Source organism: Paracidovorax anthurii, from assembly GCF_003269065.1.
GTDB classification, from domain to species: domain Bacteria; phylum Pseudomonadota; class Gammaproteobacteria; order Burkholderiales; family Burkholderiaceae_C; genus Paracidovorax; species Paracidovorax anthurii.
Map to the genome: position 1 here is coordinate 16,842 of NZ_QLTA01000042.1, position 21,869 is coordinate 38,710.

The window sequence follows — 21,869 nt, forward strand, 5'->3', positions numbered from 1 at the left end:
TGGGGCGAAGGCGCGGGCTGGCGCTCACGGGGCGGAGAGCGCGCCGCGCTCGGGCGGACGGATCTGGCGCGCGAGGGTTCTGAGGGATTCGCGTTCGGTCAGGCCCAGCTCCACGCCGGGCAGGGGCGTGCCCGCGCTGGTGCCGGGTGTGCCGAACATGTCGGCGACCGCGCGGGACTGGTCGGAGGTGAGCACCAGCAGCTCGATGCGCCGGTTCGTGGCCGCACGGGTGTTGGACGGGTCCATGGGCGCGCGGTCGGCCATGCCCACCACCTGCAGCACGCTCTGCGCGGGCATGCCGCCCGCCATGAGTTCGGCGCGCGAGGCCATGGCGCGGTTCATGGACAGCGTCCAGTTGGAAAAGCCCGCGAGCTCGCCGCCCGCGTACTGCAGGGAGTCGGTGTGGCCCACCACGAGGAGCTGGTTCTCGATCTGGGCGAAAAGCGGCCCCATCTTGCGCAGCAGCTCGCGGAAGCGGTTGTTGGGCTGGCTGCTGCCCAGGTGGAACATGCCTTCCTTGTCGGTGTCGTGCAGCATGACGCGCAGGCCCAGCGGCGTGATCACGCTCTGCACGTTGCCCGACAGGCCCACCTTGTCGCCCATGCGCTCCAGCAGGTCGGCCAGCTCCTGCAGGTCGGAGCGGCTCTCCAGCCGGGTCTTGGAGAGGCGAAAGCCCTGGTCGGTCTCCTCGATCAGCCGGGCGCTGTTGGCGCGCGTGCGGCGCGGGGCCTCGGTGTCGCCGTTGCTGGGCAGGGGCATGCGCTCGATGAGGCTGCCGCGCGGTCCGCCCAGCGATTCGGCGGTGGTGCCGCTGCCCTCGTTGAGCATCCTGCCGCCATAGGCCTGCATGACCTCCTGCAGCGATTCGGTCTGGCGTGCGGCCATGAGCCACAGCACGAGGAAGAGGCACAGCAGTGCGAGGCAGAAATCGGCGAACGCCACTTTCCAGGCGCCGCCGTGCTCGTCGTCGTGGTGCTTGCCGCCACCGCGCTTGACGATGGTGGCTTCGTGGCCCTTGTCAGCCTTGCTGGACACGGCCGTCCCCTCCGGCGCCGTCGGCACCGTTGCGCAGGTTTTCGATCCAGCCCTCCAGCTTGGCGAAGCTGGGCTTGGTGTTGAGCTGCACGAGGCGGCGGCCCGCGTCGATGGCCAGCAGCGGCGGCTTGCCCGCCACGTGGGTGACCAGCACCACCTTCACCGATTCGAGCGTGGAAAGCTCTTCCTGCACCACCTGCTTCATCATGCTGCTGAGCGGGTCCAGCAGGCCGTAGCAGAAGAACACGCCTAGGAAGGTGCCGACCATGGCGGCGGCCACGTGCGTGGCGATCTCGCCCGAGGTGGCGCCGTCGGCCACGGAGTTGAGCGTCATCACGATGCCCAGCACGGCGGCCATGATGCCGAAGCCGGGCATGCCCTCGGCGATCTTGTGCAGCGATTTGGAGGGCTGCACCATCTCCTCGTGGATGGCCTCGATCTCCTGGTCGAGCACGCCCTCCAGTTCGTGCGCGTTGATCTTGCCCATGGCCATCAGGCGGAAGTTGTCCACGATGAAGGCCAGCAGCTTGGGCTCGGCCAGCACCAGCGGATAGCGCTTGAACAGCTCGCTCTCGTGCGGGGCCTCCACGTGCGCATCGAGGGCCTTGAGGCCGCCGGCCGCAGTCTGCAGCAGCTCGTACATGAGCAGCAGCAGCTGGCGCTGGAATTCCGATTCCCGTTTGCTGCCGGTGACCACCTTCACGACCTGGTGCTTCATCTCCAGCAGCACGTGCCGGGGATTGCCCACGACGAGCGCGCCCGCGCCCGATCCCAGGATGATGAGCATCTCGATGGGCTGCCAGATCACGCTGAACGTGCCGCCCATGAACAGGAAGCCGCCGAAGACGCACCCCAGGACGATGACGATGATGGATTGCATGGTGTGGTGGGGCTTTTTAGTGGGCCTGGAGGAACTCGCGCATCTTGCGCAGGGCGCCCTTGTTGAGCTGGCAGATCCGCGCCTCGGTGAGGTCAAGCACGGCCGCGATTTCCTTGAAGCTGAGTTCGAATTCGTAATAGAGCTGGATCACGCGCTGCTCGCGCTCGTCCAGCACGCGCAGCGCCTGCTCCAGGCTGCGGCGCGCGATCATCTGGGCCTCGGGGCTTTGCATGTCCGAGGCGGTGTTGCTCAGTTCGAGGATCAGTTCGTCGAAGCTGGCGAGCTGCTCGGCGTTCTCGTCCTGCAGGTAGGCACGGTAGGCCTCGGGCGTCACGCCCAGGGCCTGCACCAGTTCCTGCTCGCTGGGTTCGCGGCCGAGCTTGCGGGTGATGTCCCGCACCGCATCGCGCATGCGGTGGCTTTCCTGGCGCACCGCGCGGGGCCGCCAGTCCTGGCGGCGCAGCTCGTCGAGGATGGCGCCGCGCACCCGCATGGCCGCATAGGCGCCGAAGCGCTCGTCGGGTTCGCCATAGCGGCGCATGGCTTCCAGCAGGCCGATGAGGCCGATCTGCTCCATGTCGTCCAGGTCCATGGTGCCGCCGGCCTGCGCCTGCAATTGCCGCACCACGCGCTTGACCAGCGGGGCATAGGCCCGGAGCTGGCGCGCCTCGTCGGCCACCGAACGGACGGTGGTGGCGACGCTGTGGAATTCGGCGTAGGCCGTCTGCATGGCGGGCCGGCTATTCGATGATGAGCTTGCCGATCAGCACTTCCGCGAAGGGCATCTCGCCGCCGTCCTGGCGGTAGCGCTCTTCGTAGGCGCGGTTGATGGCGGTGGTCAGCTCGTCCACCGTGGCCATGGAGGCCTGCTCCATGGTGTAGGTGGAGAGGAAGCGCACGGCGATGCTGCGCAGCGCGGGCAGCTGCTCCTTGACGGCCTTCTCGGCCTTCGGGCCGGTCTTGAACACCAGGTCCACCGACAGGTAGTGCGACAGGGGCTGGTCGGGCCGGCTGCGCAGCATGACGATGACCTTGTCCATGCTCACGTACTTGGCTTCCTGCAGGCTGATCTTCTCTGCCTTGGGCTTCGCGGCCTCGGCCTTGACCGCGGTGGCGGCATCGGCGGGCGCGGGGGCGGCCTGGTGGCGCAGGAACCACCAGGCGGCTCCGGCGCCGCCGCCCAGCAGGACCACGGCGCCCAGCAGGGAGAGCACCAGGGTGAGGAGGCGTCGTTTCTTTTTCATCTTCTCGGCGGGGATGCAGGGTCAGGCAAGCGTGAAGCGCACGGGCGCATCGGGCGTTCCGGCCTCGGCCAGGGCCTGTCCGGGCGTGTCTTCGTCAGGGGCGGCACCGTCGCCGGAGCGCTGGCGGCCCGTGCCGTCGCGGCCGGCGCTGGTGGACACCTGCACGCTCACGTCGCCGAACTGGCGTTGCACCAGGTCCTGGCGCAGGGTGTCGCTGAGCTGGGCGAGCTGGCGTGCCACGCCGTCGTGCGAGGCCGTCATCTGGATCTGCAGTGCACCGCCTTCGTGGCGGATGACGATCTCCAGGGAGCCCATCATCGGCGGGTCGAGCCGGATGACGGCCCGCTCGCTGCCATGGCCCCATTGCACCTTGATGCGCTCGCCCAGGGCCTGCACCAGCGCATGCCGGGCCGCACCGGGCTCGGCAGCGCCGGCGTGCGTGCTGCCACCCGTGGCGGATGTGCCCTCGGCGGCGTGGCCCCGGGCCGTGGCGGCCATGGAGGACGGGGCGGCGCCGTCCTCCACCCAGGCGGTGGCGGCGCGCAGGGCCATGGCGGCCGGGCTGGTCCGGGCGTCGGCATCGGCGTGCTGTGCGGTGTCGGGCGCGGCGGCTTCCGGCGAGGGCGCGGCCTGCGGCGGCGAAGAGAGGCCGTCCACCCCCCCCGGCGTGGAAGGCTTGTCCCCAATGCCCGGTGCGGCCGCCAGTGCCGCGGGCTGCGTCCATAGCGCCGCCAGCGGCGCGGCAGGTGCCGGGGCGCGCAGCAGGGCCGAGGCCGTTTCAGGGGCCTGCGCGGCGGTGCCGCCGGGCATTTGCGATGGCTGGGTGGACTGCCACTGCGCGAGCACCACGTTCAGCACCGGGGCCAGGGCCTGCAGCAGCGCGGTGCCGTCCGCGGGCACGGGGGCTCCGGGCGCGGTGGGGCTGCCGGAGGCATCCGCCGGCGTGGCGGCCTCGTCCGTGCCGGCGGCTGGGGCCGCGGGGCCGTCCGCGGGAAGCGCGGGCTCCGCCAGCCCCGGCGGCAGCGCGGCGTCGAGCCACTGCGGGTCGAACAGCAAAGGCTGGGCGGCATCGCCGGCGCCCTGCGGGAACAGGGCCGCCGGGGCCGCCCAGTCGATCCCGGGCAGGGGACGGCCGGGGGCCGCATCGGCCGTGGCCGGTGCCGTGGCGAGAGAAATGGGTGCCGCGAGGGTCATGCCGTGAATTCCTTCCAGACGTCCTGGTCGGCCGCATAGGCCACCCAGCCGTCCCGTTGTTCTGCCAGTTCGCCGAGCCGTGCCTGCGCTTCGGCGGCGGCCTGCCGGCAGTGCTGCAGCGCCTGCGCATGCGCCTGGCGGACGGCCTCCAGCGCCGCGCGCTCGCCGTCCCGCCATGCGCCGCCGGCCCGCAGGGCGGACAGGCGCGCGTCGGCCTGCTGCAGCTCCTGCCATGCGCCCGCCTGGCTGGCGCGCAGCAACTGCTCCGCGATCTCGTGCAGGGCGGCTTGGCGCGGCGCGTGGGAGGCGATGTCCATGGCGGTCAGCCCACGCGGGCCTGCATGCCCTGCCAGCCCTGGCGGAGCGTGGTGATCAGTCCGATGACCTCCTGCACGATGCCTCCGTCGAGCTGGAGCCCGGCATGGCACAGGCGGTCGGCGCAGTAGTCGTAGAGCCGGCCCAGGTTGCCCACGACCTCCTCGCCGGAGTCGGTGTCCAGGGCCCCGGAGAGGCCGTTGAGGATGTCCACGCAGCGGTCGAGGCTGCGGGCCTTCAGTTCGTAGCGGCGCGCCTCGATGTGCGACTTGGCGCGCACGAGCTCCTCCAACAGGCCGTCGGTCAGCATCAGCACGAGCTGCACCGGAGAGGCCTGCGAGGCCTGGGCGTTGAGGTTGACGGCGTGGTAGCTGCCGTAGGCATCTTGGGAAACGATCATGGTTGCGTGCGGCGGTCCGCCTTAGAAGAGGTTGGACGAGGTCTGCTCCATCTGCGTCATGAGCTGCTGCAACTGGCTGTACTGCTTGAGGTAGCGCTGGTACATCGTGTTGTATTGGTCGGTCAGGCGTGCCTGCCGGTCGGTGATCGATTTCTGCTGCGTCTGGATGGACTGCTGGCGGCGGGCAATCTGGCCCGTGCTGCTCTGCGTCCAGCCGTCCAGATAGGTGTCGAGCGCGCCCATGAGGCCGCTGGGCCCCGAGAGGCTGGCGCTGCCCATGACGTTGCCCAGCGCCTCGGGGTTGGCTTCGAGCTGCGTCTGCAGCTTGGCCTTGTCCAGGGTCAGGGTGCCGGTGCGGTCGATGCTCACGCCCAGGTCGAGCAGGCTCTGGCCGCCGAATTCCTGGCGCAGCATCTGGCCCAGGCGGCTGCGCAGGGTGCGCACGCTGGCGTCGCTGGAGAGCGCGGCCGAACTCGTTCCCGCCTCGGGGTTGCCGGTCTTGGTGACTTCGTCCAGCACCTTCTTGAGGGCGTTGTAGGCGTCCACGAAGGTCTGCACGTTGGCCGCCGTGCCGTCCTTGTCGGCCGCGACGGTCACCGCGAGGGGCGTTTCCGTGGCGGCCTGCGCCTTGGTGAAGGTGATCGAGACGCCGCTGATGGCCGTGAGGGTGTTGGACGCCTGCTCGATGAGCGTGCCCGTGTCCTTGGCGCCCAGCCAGATCTTCGCGTCGCGCGCAGCCGTCAGCGTGGTCGGCGTGGCCGACAGGGCGGTCTTGAGCGCGCTGTCCGGCAGGCCGCTGGCATCCACCGTGATGGCGTTGCCCGCGCCCGTGCTGCCGGCGGTGAGCATGAGCGAGGTGCTGCCGCCGCTGCTCACCACTGTGGCCGACACCTTGCCCTTGTTGTCGTTGGCCTGGTTGATGGCGCGGGCGATCTCGGCCTGGGAGATGGTGCCGTCGCCGTTGGAGTCGGCCGCGCCCACGTTCACGGTGAAGTTCGTGCCGTCGGCGAGTTGCACCACCAGGGGGCCGCCCAGGGCCACCGGCACGGCGGGCAGGTCGCTGAAGGCGACCTGGTGCGCGCTGGCCGTCTGCTCCACGAAGAACTGGTAGGTGCCCGGCTGCGCCGACGCGGAGGCCGTGGCCGTGCCGTATCCCGTGGTGGAGAAGGTGGCGGCGTTCTGGGTCAGCCCCTTCTTGGCCGACAGGCCGGAGAGGGCGGTCTCGAAGGTGCTCAGCGCGGACTTGAGCTTGGTATAGGCGGACGACAGCGTCTGGGCCGACTGTGCCTTGCGGGCCAGCAGCTGGCGGGCGGGTTCGGTGTAGGCGGTGGCCAGCGATTGGGCCTGGCCGGCGGGGTCGATGTTAGCCATGGGCAACTCCTGGGTGGATGGCGGCGGAGGGCCGGCCCGTGCCGCGCCCCGCCCACGCCGCGACCGCCCCGTGGGCGGATGTCGGCATGGCGGGCCGGAGCAGGCCGGTCTCCCACAAACCCAGGGCGACCGGAAGCGGGGCGGACTGAAATCCCCGTGCCCGGCGGCCCGCCGGCAGGCGTGCCCGGGTCATGCCTGCCCCCTCCACCACACCTGCGATGCCAGCTCGTCGTCGCGCTTTTGCTGCAGGGCCTGCGCCGCCAGCGCCTGCACCTGCTGGCGCTGCTCCAGCACCTGCCCCAGCACTTCCTTGCGGCGCACCGCCTGGGTGAGCTGCTGCTGGGCCTGGGCCAGATCCGCCTCGTGGCGGCCCAGATCCTGGCGGTGGGTGTGGGCCAGGTGCAGCATGGCCTGCTTGTAGGCGCCCCGGTTGAGCGCCTGCGCCAGCAGGGTGCCGCCGCTGGCGCCGCTGCTGTGCGCCAGATGCTCCATGCGTTCGATGCTGCGCAGGAACCGGTCCCGCAGGGCGCGCTTGTCCGCCATGTCGGCGGTCAGGCGGTCCACCTCGCGCTCGCGGACATCCACGAGCCGCTCCAGGCTGCGCAGCGGTTCGGGAGGGTGCGTCATGCGTTGCCTCCGTGCGAGAGCAGGGCCTGCAGTTGCGAGAGGGTGGCTTCCAGCGGAGCGGCCTCGCGCACGCCCTGGTGCAGGAAGGCCTCGATGCGGGGATAGAGCTGCACCGCGCGGTCCGTGGCCGGGTCGGTGCCGGGGACATACGCCCCCAGGGGCAGCAGATCGCGCACCTGGTGGTAGCGCGACACCAGTTCGCGCAACTCGCGCGCGGCCTTCTGGTGCTCCGGGCCGGTCACCTGTGCCATGCAGCGGCTCACGGACGCGGCGATGTCGATGGCCGGGTAGTGGCCGCGCTCCGCGAGCGCGCGCGACATCACGATGTGCCCGTCCAGGATGGCCCGCGCGGTGTCCACCACCGGGTCCTGCTGGTCGTCGCCTTCGGCCAGCACGGTGTAGATGGCGCTCATGCTGCCCTGGTCGCTCTCGCCGTTGCCGGCGCTCTCCACCAGCTGCGGCAGCAAGCTGAAGACCGAGGGGGGATAGCCGCGCGTGGCGGGAGGCTCGCCCAGCGAGAGGGCCACTTCGCGGCGGGCCATGGCATAGCGGGTGAGCGAGTCCACCAGCAGCAGCACATGCCGGCCCTGGTCGCGGTAGTGCGCGGCGATGGCGTGGCACAGCTCGGTGGCGCGCAGGCGCATGAGGGGGGATTCGTCGGCCGGCGCGATCACGACCACGGCGCGGCGCAGCCCCTCGGGGCCGAGCGACATGTCGATGAATTCGCGCACTTCGCGGCTGCGCTCGCCGATGAGGCCCACCACCACCACGTCGGCCACGGTCTGTCGCGTGATCAGTCCCAGCAGCACGCTCTTGCCCACGCCGCTGCCGGCCATGAGCCCGACGCGCTGGCCCCGGCCGAGCGTGAGGATGCCGTTGAGGGCACGCACGCCCACGTCCAGCGGTGCGTGCACGGGGGCCTTGCGCAGCGGGTCCACCCGGCGCGGCTGGGGGTCGAGCACGTGCTCGCCCGTCAGCCGGCCCAGGCCGTCCACGGGCTCGCCCAGGCCATTGACCACGCGCCCCAGCCACGAGGGGCCGATGCGCAGTTCGTTGCGCGTGGGCTGCGGAAGCACCCGGGCGCCCGTGGCCAGGCCATCGGGGCGCTTGAGCGGCATGAGGAATGACACCTCCTCGCGAAAGCCCACGACCTGGGCATCGATCCACTGGCCGTGGGCCGTCTCGATGCTGCAGCGCTGGCCCGTGTGCAGCGGGCAGCCGACGCTTTCGAGCAGCAGCCCCGAGGCGCCCACGAGGCGGCCCGTGGGCGTGGCCACCGGCACGGCGGTGACGTCGAGCTGGCGGATGACCGAGGCGATCATTGCGCGGCCTCGCTGGCCGGGGCCTTGGCGGCGCGGCGTGCCCGGGGCTTCTTCGGGGCGGCCGTGGCCGTGTCTGCCGCGGGGTCTGCGGTGGCGGGTGCGTCCGGCTCCGGCGCGGCCTCCACCGGGGCGGTGGCGGCCGGGGCTGGCTCCGCTCGGGCCGGCTCCGCGGGCGGCAATGCCTGTTCGGCTTCGGTCGCGGCCTGAGCCGAGGCCTGGGAGAGCTGCTGGGTGATCTGCTCCATGCACGCCGCCAGCCGCTGGCCGCAGCCTGCGTCGGCTTCGCGGTGGCCTGCCCTGACCCGGCATTCCCCCGATTCCAGCCGGGGATCGGCGAGCAGCGACCAGGCCTGCGCGCGTTCGGGGGCGATCTCCTGGATGCGTTGCAGGTCGCCGGGGTTCAGGTACACCTCGATGCCCTGCGACACCGGCGGCATGGTGGCCAGCGTCTCGTCCACCAGGGCCAGCATCTGCACGGGCTGCAGGGCCAGTTCGCAGCGGATCACCTGGCGCGCCACCTTGGCCACCAGATCCACGACTTCCTTGCGGAGCACAGCCTCGAATTCTTCCTGCTGCGCGGCGAGGCCGCGCAGCAGCGCATCGACCGGCGTGGCCAGCCCCTCGAAGTGCTGGCGGGCCTGGGCGCGGCCTTCCGCCAGGCCCTGGGCCGTGCCGTCCTGGCGGCCTTCCTCCAGGCCGGCCGCGCGCGCGGCTTCCAGCCCCTGCGCGAACCCTTCCTGATAGCCCCGCGCCACGCCGTGCTGGTAGCCCTCGGCATGCGAAGGGCCGCCCTCGGACGCGCCGCCGCGCCGCGCCGCCGACAGGCTGGCGAGCGGCGGAAAGCGGTGGACGCGCTGGGGGTGCTTCATTCGACGACCGCCTCGGCGAAGAGCTGGACCTCGATCTCGCCGGCGTCGGCCAGGGCCTTGACCTCGGCCATGATCTCCTCGCGCGCCTGCTCGATGCGGCTGCGCGGCATCGGGCCGGTGCGGCGCAGGGTGTCTTCGAACGCCTGGGCCTGGCGGCGCGGCATGGCCTGCAGGATGGCATCGCGCACGGCGGGCTCCGCGCCCTTGAGGGCGATCGCCCATTGCTCCATCGGCACCTGCTCGATGAGGCGGGTGATGACGGCCTCGGTCTGGCGCGAGAGGATGAAGAAGTCGTACATGCTGACCTCGATCTCCGCGACCACCTTCGGGTCGCGGGCGCGCAGCTGCTCCATCACCTGGCGGCGGCTCTCGGGCAGGCGGTTCAGGATCTCGGCCACGTGGCGCACGCCTTCCACGCTGGTGCCCTGCATGCCCAGCGTGTCGAGGCAGCGGTCTACCAGCTCTTCGAGCTCGACGAGCAGCTCATGGTCGATCTCCTTGAGCTGGGCGACGTGGTAGAGCAGCAGGTCGCGCCCTTCCTCGGGCAGGGCGCCGAGCAGCGCGCTGGCGAGCGAGGGCGGCAGGAACGCCATGAACACCGCCTGCATGCGCACGTGCTCGTGCACCAGCCGCTCGGCGAGCCATTTGGGCGATGCCCATTGCAGGCGCGCCACCTTGGGGCGGATCGCGTCGCCGTAGATGCTGTTGAGCACGCTGTTGGCGATGTTGCCGCCCAGAGCGAGGTCGAGCGATTTCTTGAGGTAGGAGCGCGAGGCGCCATGCACGCCGCTCTGCTCCCGGTAGTCGTCGAAGAAGTTCTGCAGCGCCACTTTGACGGTCTCGACCTTGATGCCGCTCATGCGCGACATGACCTGCGTGACCTGCAGCAGTTCGTCGCGCGAGAGGCAGCGCAGCACGGCCGCCGCGGGCTCCTCGCCCATGCTGAGCAGGACGATGGCCGCCTGCTCCAGCGGCGTCAGCGCGCCTGCCTCGGGGGACAGGCCGGAATCGGTGGTTTCGTCAGCCATTTTTCTGCACCCATTGCTTGACCACTTCCGCGACGCGCTCCGACTCCTTGGTGGAGAGTTCGCGCAGATGCTCCACGAGCACGTCCACCGGCGAGCCCGGTGCCGGCAGGTCGTAGTTTTCGAGCAGGGGCGCCACGGCCGTGTTGGGGGCGCCGCCGGCAAGGGCCGGGGCCCCCATGGCCGGTGCGGCCAGGGAGGGCGCGGCACCCGCCGGGTCCGGGCGGGCGAGCGCCAGGCCACCGGCCGCGGCGCCCTGGGCATCCCGTGGCGTGAGCGGCGTGGCGGAGGGCCCGCGCGCCCAGCGCTGCTGCGCCAGCCGCACCAGCGGGCGCAGCACCAGCAGGAACGCCAGCAGGGTCGCCAGCGCGTAGCCCGCCCAGTTGGCGCCTTCCACCACGTTTTCGCGCTGCTGCCACCAGGGCTGCGGCGCGGGTTGCGCGGGGAAGGGCAGGGCCGAGACGACCAGGGTGTCGCCGCGCTGGCCGTCGATGCCCAGGCCGGCGCGCAGCAGTTTCTCCACGTTGGCGATCTGGGGCTCGGTCCAGGCGCCGCCCGCGGGCGCCGCGGCCTGGTTCAGCACGACGGCCACGTTCAGCCGGGCGAGTTGTCCGCGCGCGCTGGGTCTGCGTCACGGTCCGGTCGTAGGCGAACTGGCGCGTGGTCGCGTTCTTCTGGGCGGTGTTGGCGTCCGGCGGCTGCTGGCCGCCCGCCGGCTGCGCGCCCTGGGCATTGCCGGCCGGAGCGGGAACGTTCACGGGGCGGTTGCTCAGCGAGCCGGGCACGCCCAGCGCGATCTTGTCGCGCGCCATCTCCTCGCGGGTGGCCTCGTTGGTCACGCGGGGGGCGTCGCCGTACTGCTCGCGTGTCTCCTGCACGCGGTCGTTGTTGACCTGGGCCGTCACGCTCACCTTGTAGTTGCCCTCGCCCAGCACGGGGGCGAGCAGGTCGCGCACGTTCTGGCGGGTCAGCTCCTCGTGGCGGCGGCCGGCATCGCCGGCCTGGGCGGCCTCGAACCCGTCCGACAGGTCCACCCGCGCGGACAGCAGGTGTCCGGCCTGGTCCACCACGCTCACCCGCTGGGGGTCGAGGCTGGCCACGCTGCCGGCCACGAGCTTGATGGTGGCGGCGATCTGCTCCGGGTTCAACTGCCGCCCGGGCTTGACCTGCAGCACCACCGAGGCCGAGCTTTTCTCGCCGTCGGGGGCCACGAAGGACGAGGCCTTGGCCACCGAAAGATGTACGCGCGCGGATTCGACCGCGTCCAGGCTCATGATGCTCTGGGCCAGCTCGCCTTCGAGGCCGCGGCGAAAGCGCACGTCCTGCACGAACTGGCTCACGCCCAGCGGGTCGTTGCGGTCCATCAGCTCCAGGCCCGCGGGCAGCCGTGCCGTGACGCCCTTGGCGGCCAGCAGCATGCGCGCCTTGCCGAGCTGCGATTCGGGCACCAGCACCTGGCCGCTGTCGGGGTGCACGCGGTAGGGAATGGCCTCCGCGTCGAGCGTGCTCATCATCTCGGCGGCCGCCACCTTCTCGCGTGCCCCGAAGACGGGCTTGTAGGTGGACTGGTCGCGCCAGAGGTACATGAGGGCGAGCGCGGTCACGGCCGCCGCCACCAGCAACAGGGGCGCGAGGCTCTTGCCCAGGCCGGCAGGCACCCGGGGCGCCATGCCGGCGTTGCGCAGCCGGCCCATCATCCGGGTCAGGGGAGCCACGGGCAGGCTCCGGAAGGGGGTGGGAGGTAAGGCTTGGCCATGGTCTCTACACCTGCAGCTTGATGACGTCTTCCATGGCGCCCATCACCTTGTTGCGCACCTGCATGAGCAGCGAGAAGGACAGGCTGGCCTCCTGGCTCGCGAGCATCGCGCCCACCATGTCGTCGCTGCGCCCGCTGTCCACATCGGCGACCTTCTCCGCCGCGCGCTGGTCCTTCGCGTCCACGCTCAGCACCGCCGCATGCATGGCCGACAGGAACCCTCCCGTGACCGGCGTGCCGCCCTCCGGCGAAGCCAGGACCATGGCCGGCAGGGGGGCGGAAACCGATGCATCGATCCGTGCAGCGGTGGCCAGGATGGACTGGGCCATTGCGTTGTTCGTATCCATGGGCGGGTTATTCCTGAGGGAGGGGTGGTAATCCGGGCAAGACAATATTCCCGGCACGCAATAATCTCTGCGCGCCGGATGAATAATCATTTCTATCAACTATGCAGATATTCTGTTCGCGCCAAAGAAATGCGGAACGGTAATCGTGGGGTGCTTTTCGATAGAAATGGATGATCGAGAATGGGTGTAACCTTTTGTGTAACTGAACGCAAAAAAGCACACCACGCGCAATAGTTGCATCTCCTCCGCGGCGAGAGGAAAGCGACCGGCCTCCCCGCAGCGCCCGAGAGGGTGCCGGATGGGGTTTGCCGTGCAGCCCCGCTATCGTGGCCCTCGAAAAGACCCTATAGACCGGAGGCTTTGCGACCCCGGCTTTCGCGCGGGTGAGCCCTGTTTGGATGGCGCCGCAGGCACTTTGCCAGGGCCTCTCCCCCTCTGAAAAGTGTTGCGGACGAGGTCATTCTATACATCTTTTTGTGACAGAAGCGCTCAAATGTGACGCATTGGCCGGAATGCGACGGCAATGCACGGCAATACGCGCCCGGGTGAAAGCACTGCATAATGGCCTGAAATTTGCTGCACTGCAGCACCCCGAGCGCGGCGCCCTTCAATATGGATGCGCCATTATCGAATCGCGCGCCCGCGCATTATTTCCCCGGCATTCCAAGGCTCCCATGGCAGTTCCCGCTGCGCCCCGTTCCAGAGGTCCGTCGCCCCGCTCCACGGCGGTTCCCCGCGTGCTGGACGCCCGCACGCTCGGCCGGCCGGTGCACCTGCTGCCGGGGTTCGCGGCGCAGCTCGGGGAGCGCCTGGCCGACTGGTTCGAGGTGCGCCTCAACCGCCGCTATCGCGCGGGCTTCGTGCTGGGCGAGACCCGGGTGAGGCACAGCGATCACGTCCAGCAGGAGCCCCGCATGCCGGCCCAGTGGATGGTGTTCGGCACCGAGACGGGGCGGCTGGGCGTGGCGCTCGACCGCGACCTGCTGCGGGCCATCTTCGGATACCGCTACGGTGTCGTGGCGGCTGCCGCGGCACCCGTGCCCTCCGCGCCCCAGGAGCCTTCGCCACCCCGGCACGAAGACACGGCGGAATATCCGGGCACGCTCCCGCAGCGCGCCGATGCCCCCGATGCCGCGGACCCGCCGTTCTCGCAGACCGAGGAGCGCTTTTCCTCGGGCTTCGGCCTGCTGCTCGCGCAGCTTTTGGCCGAGTCGATCGAAGCCCAGGCCCGCGCGGGCGAGGCGCGCGCCGTGACCGCCACGCAGGCGCCGGCGGCCCAGGCGGGCCCGTCGAGCGTGGGCGGCTGGGCCTTCCACACCGAGCTTCGCGACTCCGTTTCGGGCTGCCGGGGCGCGCTGTGGCTGGCGCTGGACGATGCATGGATGGCGCGGCTGCTGCACCACCTCGCCCGGCCCGCGCGGGCCAGGCCGGTGTCGCGGCGCGAGCCTCCCACCGCGCATGCGGTGCAGCTCACCCTGCTGGCCCGGCTGGTGCAGCGGGAGATGCCGCTGGGCCAGTTGCTCGGCCTGCGCGTGGGCGACGTGATTCCCATCACCCTCGGCCCGGCGGACGTGCTGGTGGACGACTCCCGTCTGTTCACCGCGGCGGTGGCCGAGCACAAGGGCAAGCTTTGCCTCACCTCCTTCGAAGATGCGGAATGAGTAACGACATGACATCCCCCACCGATGGCGCCGACGACCTGCACGCGCTGCTGAACGACGCGCCCGCCGAGGCGCCCGCGCCCGCGCGGCGCCCCGCGCGCGATTTGCCGCAGATGATGCGCAAGATCCCCGTGACCGTGACCCTCGAAGTGGGCGCCGCGCGGGTGTCCCTGCACGATCTGCTGCAGCTCGGCCATGAGAGCGTGATCGAGCTCGACACGCTGGCCGGCGAGCCGCTCACCATCAAGGTGAACGGCACGGCGATCGGGCGTGCCGAGGTCGTGGTCTCGGGCGAGAACTACGGCCTCAAGGTGGTCGAGCTGACCGACATCGACCTGGACGGACTGGCGTGATCCTGCGCGGCGGCTTGGAGGGCATCGCCGGGCGTGGCTGGCGCGGGCCGGGCGTGGGCGCGGCGCTGCTGATGGCCTGCGCGCTGCTGCCCCTGGCGGCCGCGGCCGCGCCGGTGCCGATCTTCGGCGCGACCACGGTCGGCAATTCGACCGAGCTCACGGTCAAGAGCCAGATCCTCGTCCTCATGACCCTGCTCGGGCTGCTGCCCGCGATGGTGCTCATGATGACGAGCTTCACCCGCTTCGTGATCGTGCTGTCGCTGCTGCGCCAGGCCCTGGGGCTGCAGCAGGGCCTGCCCACGCGCATCATCACGGGGGTGGCGCTCATCCTCACGCTGCTGGTCATGCGGCCGCTGGGCGACCAGATCTGGCGCGAGGCCTTCGTGCCCTACGACGAGGGCCGCATCACGCTGGTGCAGGCGCTCCAGACCGCCGAGGTGCCGCTCTCGCGCTTCATGCTGGCGCAGACCAGCAAGACGGCGCTGGCGCAGATCGCATCGCTCGCCGGCGAAGCGGGCGTGGCCGACCCCAAGGACCACGCCTTCACCGTCAAGCTCGCGGCCTTCGTGCTCAGCGAGCTGAAGACGGCCTTCCAGATCGGGTGCATGCTGTTCATCCCGTTCCTCGTGATCGATCTCGTGGTGGCCTCGGTGCTGATGGCCATGGGGATGATGATGCTGTCGCCGCTCGTGATCTCGCTGCCGCTCAAGCTGCTGCTGTTCGTGCTGGTGGACGGCTGGACGCTCACCGTGAACACGCTGGTGAGCAGCATCCGCGCCGCGGGAGGGGGCTGAGGCCATGCTGACGCCCGATATCGCCGTGGACCTCGTGAGCGACAGCCTGCGGCTCGTGATGCTGCTGGTGTCGGTGCTGATCCTGCCGGGCCTCGTGGTGGGGCTGGTGGTGAGCCTGCTGCAGGCGGCCACGCAGATCAACGAGCAGACCCTGAGTTTCCTGCCGCGCCTGCTGGTGACCCTGCTCGCGCTCACCCTGCTGGGCCGCTGGATGACCACCATGCTGATGGACTACTGCATCGGCATCTTCCAGCGCGCCGCGGTCCTCGTGGGCTGAAATGAAGCGGCAACCCCCTCTGGCGCTTCGCGCCTTCCCCCTTCTCTCGCGCTGCGCGCGGGAAGGGGGACGACGCCGGTGGCCGGGCGCAGCCCGCTCCACGGCGTCCGCTGGCATGGCCGGCTCCGCGGCCGCCGGGCGGGGGGCGCAGCGCTGGTGCCATGGGCTGCGGGTGGCGCCATGGATCGCTGCAGCGGTGTGAACGGGGTCGCCATGGCGGAGCAGGCACTTTTCGCACAGATGGTCACGGGGCTCACCGCGCTGTGGTGGCCGTTTTGCCGCGTGATGGCGCTGCTCAGCGCCGCCCCGGTGATCGGCGAGAACATGGTGCCGGTCACGGTGCGCATCCTGCTGTCGCTGGTGATGGCCGTGATCCTGCTGCCCGTGGCGCAGCCCGCGGTGGCGGTGGACCCGTTCTCCATCGCGGGCATGGTGACCACGGCCGAGCAGGCGCTGATCGGGTTGATCCTGGGCCTGGCCTTCCACCTGGTCATCGCGGCCTTCATGGTGCTGGGCTACCTGGTGTCGGCGCAGATGGGCCTGGCCATGGCGATCATGAACGATCCGATGAACGGCACCTCGTCCGATGTCATCTCGGGGCTGATCTTCATCCTGGTGGCACTGGTCTTCTTCGCCGTGGATGGCCATCTGGTGGTTGCGGGCGTGGCGGGCGCGAGCTTTCGCGCGTGGCCCGTGGGATCGGGCATCGCCAGCCTGACGCTGCAGGCCGTGCCCCATGCCGTGGCCTGGGTGTTCAGCGCGGCGCTGCTGCTGGCCACGCCGGTGATCTTCTCCACGCTTGTCGTGCAGATCGGCATGGGGCTGCTCAACCGGGTGGCGCCCTCGTTCAATCTTTTCTCGCTCGGCTTTTCGCTGGTGACGCTGCTGGGGCTGCTGGTGCTGGCCCAGGTGGTGCGCTCGGTGCCCGAGCACTATGTGCGCATGAGCGCGCGGGTGCTGGAGATGATCCGGCAGCTGATGCAGGCCACGGCCCATGGCTGACGCGGGCGCGGGTGGCGGCGACAAGACCGAGAAGGCCTCGCCCCAGAAGCTGCGCAAGGCGCGCGAGCAGGGCCAGGTGGCGCGCTCGCGCGACCTCGCCACGGCCGTGGGCGTGGTGGCGGGCCTGAAGATCGCGGTGCTGCTGCTGCCCGGATGGCTGGAGGATTTCCGCGGGCTCTTCCTGCACGCCATCGCGCCGCTGGATGCCCCGGACGCACTGGAGAACCTGCAGTCCGTGGTGTGGCTGGACGCGCTGCGGCTCATCATGCAGATGGTGCTGCCGCTGTTTGCCGTGCCGCTGTGCATCGTGGCCGGCACGCTGTTGTCGGGGGGCTGGGTGTGGACCGGCCGCCACTTCCAGCCGCAGTGGAGCAAGTTCAATCCGCTGGGGTATTTCCGGCGGGTCTTCGCCATGCAGCATGCGGTGGATTTCGGCTCGGCGCTGCTCAAGGCGCTCACGCTGCTGGGCGTGCTCCATTACGTGGTGAGCCGGCAGCTGCCGGACTTCCTGCGGCTGCAGCAGCGCCCGCTCGATGCCGCGCTGCTCGCGGGGACGGACATGGTGCTCGACGCGCTGCTGGCCCTGATGGCGGTGTTCGTGCTCTTCGCGCTCATCGACGTGCCCATCCAGCGCTTCGTGTTCCTGCGCGGCCAGCGCATGAGCAAGCAGGAGATCAAGGAAGAGCACAAGTCGGCCGAGGGCCGCCCTGAGGTGCGCCAGCGCATCCGCCGCCTGCAGCTGCAGATGGCGCGCCGCAGCGTGCGCAAGACCGTGCCCGATGCCGACGTGGTGGTGGTCAACCCCGAGCACTATGCCGTGGCGCTGCGCTACGACGCGCAGCGCGCCGAGGCGCCGTTCGTGGTGGCCAAGGGCGTGGACGAGATGGCGCTCTACATCCGCGCCGTGGCCCGAGAGCACGGCGTGGAAGTGGTCGAGATCCCGCCGCTCGCCCGTGCCGTCTACCACACGAGCCAGGTCTACCAGCAGATCCCGGCACCCCTCTACAAGGCCGTCGCCCAGGTGCTGGGCTACGTGCTGCAGCTCAAGGCCTTCCAGTCCGGCCGCCGGCCGACGCGGCCCGCGCTGCCCCCCGACCTCGCCGTCCCGGACCACCTCACCTGACCGCTCCGCCCATGGATACCCTGCGCAAAGTCTTCGCCGAACTGCGACGCCACCGCTTCGCCACGCCCGCCTTCCTGCTGGCGATCCTGGCGATGATCATCCTGCCGCTGCCGCCGATGCTGCTGGACGTGCTGTTCACGTTCAACATCGTGCTGTCGATGGTGGTGATCCTGGTGAGCGTGAACAGCCGGCAGCCGCTGGATTTCTCGATCTTCCCCACGGTGATCCTGGCCACCACGCTGATGCGGCTCTCGCTCAACGTGGCCTCCACGCGCGTGGTGCTGCTGCACGGGCACGAGGGCACGCACGCGGCCGGCCGCGTGATCGAGGCCTTCGGCAACGTGGTCATCGGCGGCAACTTCGTGGTGGGCCTGGTGGTGTTCATCATCCTGATGATCATCAACTTCATCGTGGTGACCAAGGGCGCGGAGCGCATCTCCGATGTGTCGGCGCGCTTCACCCTGGATGCGCTGCCCGGCAAGCAGATGGCGATCGACGCCGACCTGAACGCGGGCCTCATCAACCAGGAAAAGGCCCAGGCGCGCCGGCAGGAGGTGGCCAACGAGGCCGATTTCTACGGCGCGATGGACGGTGCCTCCAAGTTCGTGCGCGGCGATGCGGTCGCCAGCATCCTGATCCTGGTCGTGAACCTGATCGGCGGCGTGGCCATCGGCGCGCTGATGCACGGGCTCACGTTCTCCGATGCCTTCCGCCAGTACGCGCTGCTGACCATCGGCGACGGCCTGGTGGGGCAGATCCCGGCGCTGCTGCTGTCGGCCGCGGCGGCCATCATCGTCACGCGCATCAGCGATTCGGGCCAGTTCGAGGACCAGGTGGGGCAGCAGCTGCTGGCCTCGCCCAGCGTGCTCTACGGCGCCGCCGGCCTGATGCTGGTGCTGGGCCTCATCCCCGGCATGCCCTGGCCCACCTTCCTGTGCTTCGCCGCCGTGCTCACCTACGTGGGCTGGCGCATGGCGCAGCGCGCGCAGGTGCCGGAGGCGGCGGACAACGCCGCGGTGGAGACCGCGCTCATCGCGGCGCCGCCGCCCGAGCTGGACTGGCGCGGCCTGCCCTTCGTCGAGCCGGTGGCGGTGACCGTGGGCTATAAGCTCGCCAGCCTCATCGATCCCGCCCAGGGCGGCGCCGTGGTCAAGCGCCTGAAGGGCGTGCGCCAGAGCCTGAGCGAGGCCAGCGGCCTGCTGCTGCCGCCCATCGCGCTGCGCGACGACCTGTCGCTGCCGCCCACGCAGTACGTGGTGCACCTGGGCGGCGCCCCCATCGCCCAGGCGGAGGTCTTTGCCGACCGGCTCATGGCGATCCCCTCGCCGCAGGTGTACGGTCAGCTCGACGGCATCCCGAGCCTGGAGCCCGCCTACGGCCTGCCCGTGACGTGGATCGAGCCCGACGCCAAGGCCCATGCGCTCGGGCTGGGCTACCAGGTGGTCGATGGGCCCAGTGTGATCGCCACCCACGTGTCCAAGCTGATCCAGGACCACTTCTCCGAGCTGATCCGGCACGAGGACGTGCCCGCGCTGCTGGAGCGGCTCGCGGTGCAGGCGCCCAAGCTGTCGGCGGCGCTGGAGAAGGCGCTCTCGCACAGCCAGATCCTCAAGGTCTTTCGCGTGCTGCTGGCCGAGCAGGTGTCGCTCAAGGACATCGTGCCCATCGCCACCACGCTGCTGGAGGCCTCCGAGACCACGAAAGACCCGATCCTGCTCGCGGCGGAGGTGCGCTGCACCCTGCGGCGGCAGATCGTCACCGCGCTGGTGGGGCCGGCGCGCGACATCAAGGTGTTCAACCTGGGCGCGGAGCTGGAGAACATGTTGCTCACCTCGCTCAACCAGGCGCGGCAGGCGGGCAAGGTGGCGCTGGACAACTTCCCCATCGATCCGAACCTGCTGTCGCAGATGCAGCTCAACATGCCCGCGATCCGCGCCCAGATGAAGCAGCAGGGCGCCGTGCCGGTGCTGCTGGTGATGCCGCAGATCCGGCCGCTGCTCGCGCGCTATGCGCGGCTGTTCGCTCCGGGGCTGCACGTGCTGTCGTACAACGAGATTCCCGAGCAGCGCGAGGTGTCGGTGGTCGGGGCCCTGGGCTGACGCCGGCCCGCGTCCGCGCCGCCCTGGCGCGGCCCGCCTTCAGGCGGCCAGTGCCCCGGGCGGCTCCGCCAGCACGGTGACGGCTTCGGCGGCGGCGCGGAACACGTCGGAGGTGAGGGACATGGCGTCCTGCCAGCGGGGCGGCCAGGCGGGCCCCGAGGGATGGCCGTGGGGCGGGATGGCGCCGGCCGTGACCTGGCAGCGCACCAGCCGCAGCCCCGTGGCGGCCAGGGCCGCGGCGATGCGCGGCACGAGGGCGCGCAGCAGGGGCAGGCGCTGGGCATCCTCGGCATGCAGGCGCAGCGCGAGGGCGCCCGGCTGCAGGGCGTGCAATTGCACGAGCACGCGCCCCCAGTGGGCCCAGCGCAGGTCCAGGCACAGCACCGTGCGGCGTCCGAGGCCGCGCGGGCGGGGGCGGTCCGGCGTGCCGGCGTCGGCGGCGGGGTCGTCCGCCACGTCGAAGACGCGCAGCAGCAGCGGCAGCGCGGCCCAGGCCAGCACCGGCCAGGCCCAGTGTTTCTCGGCGCCCGGCCCGGGCAGCAGCGGCATGTCGGCGGGCGCATGGGCCACGGCTTCGCGCAGCGCATGGGCCTCGCGCCGCAGCAGGGCCTGCCAGGACGCGGCCAGCAGGGCGGTGTCCGGCGGGCCGTTGCGGGCCATGGCCTGCGCGGCCGCCTGGTCCCAGCGCAGGGCGCGGGGCAGGGGGTCGGCGTCGCCTTCCCACGGGGAGGGGCCGGCGGCGGGGGCGGCCGGTGCCGGCGGGTGGACCACCTCCACTTCCAGCCGGGGGGCGGTGGCCAGCACCCGCACCATCAGCAGGTCGCCGGGGGATAGGGCGCCTGCCCAGCGGCCGGCGCCCGAGAGCCACAGCGACATCCCCTGGGGCGTTTCCGCCCGCAGCACATCCCCCACGGCCTCGGCGAAGCGCAGGCGCAGCGTCTCGCCCACCATGCCGGGGTCGCGCGCCACGCCGGCGGCTGCCCCTGGGGGGGCGACGCGGGCGTAGGCAGGCAGCGGCGAGGCGGCGGGCCTGGTGATGAAGGAGTCCGGTCCCATGCGATGTCCCCGGAGCGTATGGTGCGCCGATCGGGTGCGGGATGCACGCATCCCGCACGAAAAACAAAAAAGCCAACCGCCCGGGCGCGGTTGGCTCTGCCGGGCGCGGCGGAGGGCCACACCCGGAGGCGGCGGCGGCGGGCCGCCGCGCCTGGAGCGGGCCGGGATTACTGCAGCAGCGACAGCACCAGCTGCGACAGGCTGTTGGCCTGCTTGAGCGAGGAGGTGCCGGCCTGCAGCAGCAGCTGCTTGGCGGTGGAGTTGGCCGATTCCTGGGCGTAGTCCACGTCCATGATGCGGCCGCGGGCTGCCTCGGTGCTCGAGCTCATGTTGCCCAGGTTGGTGTAGATGTGTTCGAGGCGGTTGGCCGAGGCGCCCAGTTCGGCACGCATCGTGCCCACCTTGTCGATGGCGCCCTTGATGGTGTCGATGATGGCGTTGCTGGTGCCCGTCAGCTCGACGCCCGAGCCCGTGGGCGTGGTGGCGAACATGTCGCTCACGCTGGCCAGCGCGGAGGTCAGCGAGGTGAGGGAGGTCTGCGTGTCCACGCTCATGGTCTCGCTGGAGGAGGCGCCGATCTGGAACGTGAGGGTGCTGGAGGAGAGCACGCCGCCCGTGCCGTCCACCGAGGAGCCGTTGCTGAGCAGCTGCTTGCCGCCGAAGGAGGTGTTCTTGACGATGTTGGCCAGTTCCTTGCCCAGGGCGTCGTATTCGGACTGCAGGGCGGTCTTGTCGTCGCTGGAGGTCGAGGCCGTGAAGGCTTCGGTGGCCAGGTCCTTCATGCGCAGCAGGATGTTGTTCACCTCGTCCAGGCCGCCGTCGGCCACCTGCAGCATGGAGATGCCGTTCTGGGTGTTCTTCTGCGCCACGGTCTGGCCGCGCGTCTGGGCCAGCAGGCGGGAGGCGATCTGCAGGTCGGCGGCGCCGTCCTGGGCGGAGTTGATCTTGTAGCCCGTGCCCAGGCGCGTCAGCGAGGTGTTCAGCGACTTCTGCGTCTGGCCGATGGCGTTCTGGGTGGACAGCGATGCGGTGTTGGTGTGTAGGCTCAGCATGAAAGACTCCTGTGAAACTGGTTGGAGGCCGGTGCTTTTTTCGCCTCCTACCCTCAAGGGCGACGGG

At 70.7% G+C, this 21,869-nt stretch carries 22 protein-coding genes, 1 pseudogene and 1 riboswitch; of the genes and pseudogenes, 7 read left to right on the forward strand and 16 right to left on the reverse strand.

Annotated features, from left to right (window positions below; genetic code table 11):
- Nucleotides 1-24: 24 nt before the first annotated feature.
- From AX018_RS17930 to fliE, 14 genes and pseudogenes are all read right to left on the reverse strand, one after another.
- Nucleotides 25-1,035, reverse strand: a complete 1,011-nt coding sequence (locus AX018_RS17930) for a flagellar motor protein MotB (protein WP_111880103.1) — start codon at nucleotides 1,033-1,035, stop codon at nucleotides 25-27.
- A complete protein-coding gene (motA, locus tag AX018_RS17935; protein ID WP_111880034.1) occupies nucleotides 1,019-1,915 on the reverse strand; it encodes a flagellar motor stator protein MotA in 897 nt (298 codons plus the stop codon). Before motA ends, AX018_RS17930 begins: the two co-directional genes overlap by 17 nt.
- Nucleotides 1,916-1,931: 16 nt before the next feature.
- A complete protein-coding gene (gene fliA, locus AX018_RS17940; protein ID WP_111880037.1) occupies nucleotides 1,932-2,645 on the reverse strand; it encodes an RNA polymerase sigma factor FliA in 714 nt (237 codons plus the stop codon).
- A gap of 10 nt (nucleotides 2,646-2,655) precedes the next feature.
- Complete coding sequence (locus tag AX018_RS17945; RefSeq protein ID WP_111880040.1) at nucleotides 2,656-3,159, reverse strand: flagellar basal body-associated FliL family protein; 504 nt, start codon at nucleotides 3,157-3,159, stop codon at nucleotides 2,656-2,658.
- Nucleotides 3,160-3,180: 21 nt separating this feature from the next.
- A complete protein-coding gene (locus AX018_RS17950) occupies nucleotides 3,181-4,353 on the reverse strand; it encodes a flagellar hook-length control protein FliK (protein WP_111880043.1) in 1,173 nt (390 codons plus the stop codon).
- Nucleotides 4,350-4,670, reverse strand: a complete 321-nt coding sequence (locus tag AX018_RS17955; RefSeq protein WP_111880045.1) for a hypothetical protein — start codon at nucleotides 4,668-4,670, stop codon at nucleotides 4,350-4,352. Before AX018_RS17955 ends, AX018_RS17950 begins: the two co-directional genes overlap by 4 nt.
- A gap of 5 nt (nucleotides 4,671-4,675) precedes the next feature.
- Nucleotides 4,676-5,068, reverse strand: coding sequence for a flagellar export chaperone FliS (gene fliS, locus AX018_RS17960; RefSeq protein ID WP_415842087.1), 393 nt, complete (start codon nucleotides 5,066-5,068; stop codon nucleotides 4,676-4,678).
- 21 nt (nucleotides 5,069-5,089) lie between these two features.
- Nucleotides 5,090-6,439, reverse strand: coding sequence for a flagellar filament capping protein FliD (gene fliD, locus AX018_RS17965; RefSeq protein WP_111880048.1), 1,350 nt, complete (start codon nucleotides 6,437-6,439; stop codon nucleotides 5,090-5,092).
- Nucleotides 6,440-6,628: 189 nt separating this feature from the next.
- The gene (locus AX018_RS17970) at nucleotides 6,629-7,066 is read right to left on the reverse strand and encodes a flagellar FliJ family protein (RefSeq protein ID WP_111880050.1); all 438 of its coding nucleotides are present in this window, start codon (nucleotides 7,064-7,066) and stop codon (nucleotides 6,629-6,631) included.
- Entirely contained in the window at nucleotides 7,063-8,388 is a 1,326-nt protein-coding gene (fliI, locus tag AX018_RS17975; protein ID WP_111880052.1) for a flagellar protein export ATPase FliI, read from the reverse strand. Before fliI ends, AX018_RS17970 begins: the two co-directional genes overlap by 4 nt.
- Entirely contained in the window at nucleotides 8,385-9,257 is an 873-nt protein-coding gene (gene fliH / locus AX018_RS17980; RefSeq protein WP_211322478.1) for a flagellar assembly protein FliH, read from the reverse strand. The genes fliI and fliH overlap by 4 nt, the downstream gene beginning before the upstream one ends.
- Nucleotides 9,254-10,285: a flagellar motor switch protein FliG gene (locus AX018_RS17985; protein WP_111880055.1), complete on the reverse strand. Its 1,032-nt coding sequence runs from the start codon at nucleotides 10,283-10,285 to the stop codon at nucleotides 9,254-9,256. Before AX018_RS17985 ends, fliH begins: the two co-directional genes overlap by 4 nt.
- Nucleotides 10,278-11,979, reverse strand: a pseudogene (gene fliF, locus AX018_RS17990) (flagellar basal-body MS-ring/collar protein FliF). The gene AX018_RS17985 and the pseudogene fliF overlap by 8 nt, the downstream one beginning before the upstream one ends.
- Nucleotides 11,980-12,043: 64 nt before the next feature.
- Entirely contained in the window at nucleotides 12,044-12,385 is a 342-nt protein-coding gene (fliE, locus tag AX018_RS17995; protein WP_111880056.1) for a flagellar hook-basal body complex protein FliE, read from the reverse strand.
- Nucleotides 12,386-12,693: 308 nt separating this feature from the next.
- Nucleotides 12,694-12,785: riboswitch (cyclic di-GMP riboswitch) on the reverse strand.
- Between the two features lie 337 nt (nucleotides 12,786-13,122).
- Between fliE and AX018_RS24910 the strand changes: the two genes are divergently transcribed.
- From AX018_RS24910 to AX018_RS18030, 7 genes are all read left to right on the forward strand, one after another.
- Complete coding sequence (locus tag AX018_RS24910) at nucleotides 13,123-14,046, forward strand: FliM/FliN family flagellar motor switch protein (protein WP_211322479.1); 924 nt, start codon at nucleotides 13,123-13,125, stop codon at nucleotides 14,044-14,046.
- A gap of 8 nt (nucleotides 14,047-14,054) precedes the next feature.
- A complete protein-coding gene (gene fliN / locus AX018_RS18005) occupies nucleotides 14,055-14,399 on the forward strand; it encodes a flagellar motor switch protein FliN (RefSeq protein ID WP_111880059.1) in 345 nt (114 codons plus the stop codon).
- Nucleotides 14,400-14,470: 71 nt separating this feature from the next.
- Complete coding sequence (fliP, locus tag AX018_RS18010; RefSeq protein WP_111880111.1) at nucleotides 14,471-15,193, forward strand: flagellar type III secretion system pore protein FliP; 723 nt, start codon at nucleotides 14,471-14,473, stop codon at nucleotides 15,191-15,193.
- A 4-nt stretch (nucleotides 15,194-15,197) separates the two neighbouring features.
- Nucleotides 15,198-15,470 carry a flagellar biosynthesis protein FliQ gene (gene fliQ / locus AX018_RS18015; protein WP_111880061.1) on the forward strand — a complete coding sequence of 91 codons (273 nt, stop codon included), beginning with the start codon at nucleotides 15,198-15,200 and terminating at the stop codon, nucleotides 15,468-15,470.
- A 180-nt stretch (nucleotides 15,471-15,650) separates the two neighbouring features.
- Nucleotides 15,651-16,472 carry a flagellar biosynthetic protein FliR gene (fliR, locus tag AX018_RS18020; protein ID WP_245951658.1) on the forward strand — a complete coding sequence of 274 codons (822 nt, stop codon included), beginning with the start codon at nucleotides 15,651-15,653 and terminating at the stop codon, nucleotides 16,470-16,472.
- Nucleotides 16,465-17,595: a flagellar type III secretion system protein FlhB gene (gene flhB, locus AX018_RS18025; protein WP_111880066.1), complete on the forward strand. Its 1,131-nt coding sequence runs from the start codon at nucleotides 16,465-16,467 to the stop codon at nucleotides 17,593-17,595. Before fliR ends, flhB begins: the two co-directional genes overlap by 8 nt.
- Before the next feature lie 11 nt (nucleotides 17,596-17,606).
- On the forward strand, nucleotides 17,607-19,694 hold the full coding sequence (locus tag AX018_RS18030) for a flagellar biosynthesis protein FlhA (RefSeq protein ID WP_111880069.1): 2,088 nt from the start codon (nucleotides 17,607-17,609) through the stop codon (nucleotides 19,692-19,694).
- Between the two features lie 39 nt (nucleotides 19,695-19,733).
- Here the strand turns inward: AX018_RS18030 and AX018_RS18035 are convergent, their stop codons facing one another.
- Nucleotides 19,734-20,750 (reverse strand): hypothetical protein, encoded by a 1,017-nt coding sequence (locus AX018_RS18035; RefSeq protein WP_111880072.1) that lies wholly within the window; start codon nucleotides 20,748-20,750, stop codon nucleotides 19,734-19,736.
- Nucleotides 20,751-20,917: 167 nt separating this feature from the next.
- Nucleotides 20,918-21,802, reverse strand: coding sequence for a flagellin N-terminal helical domain-containing protein (locus AX018_RS18040; RefSeq protein ID WP_111880074.1), 885 nt, complete (start codon nucleotides 21,800-21,802; stop codon nucleotides 20,918-20,920).
- Nucleotides 21,803-21,869 lie beyond the last annotated feature (67 nt).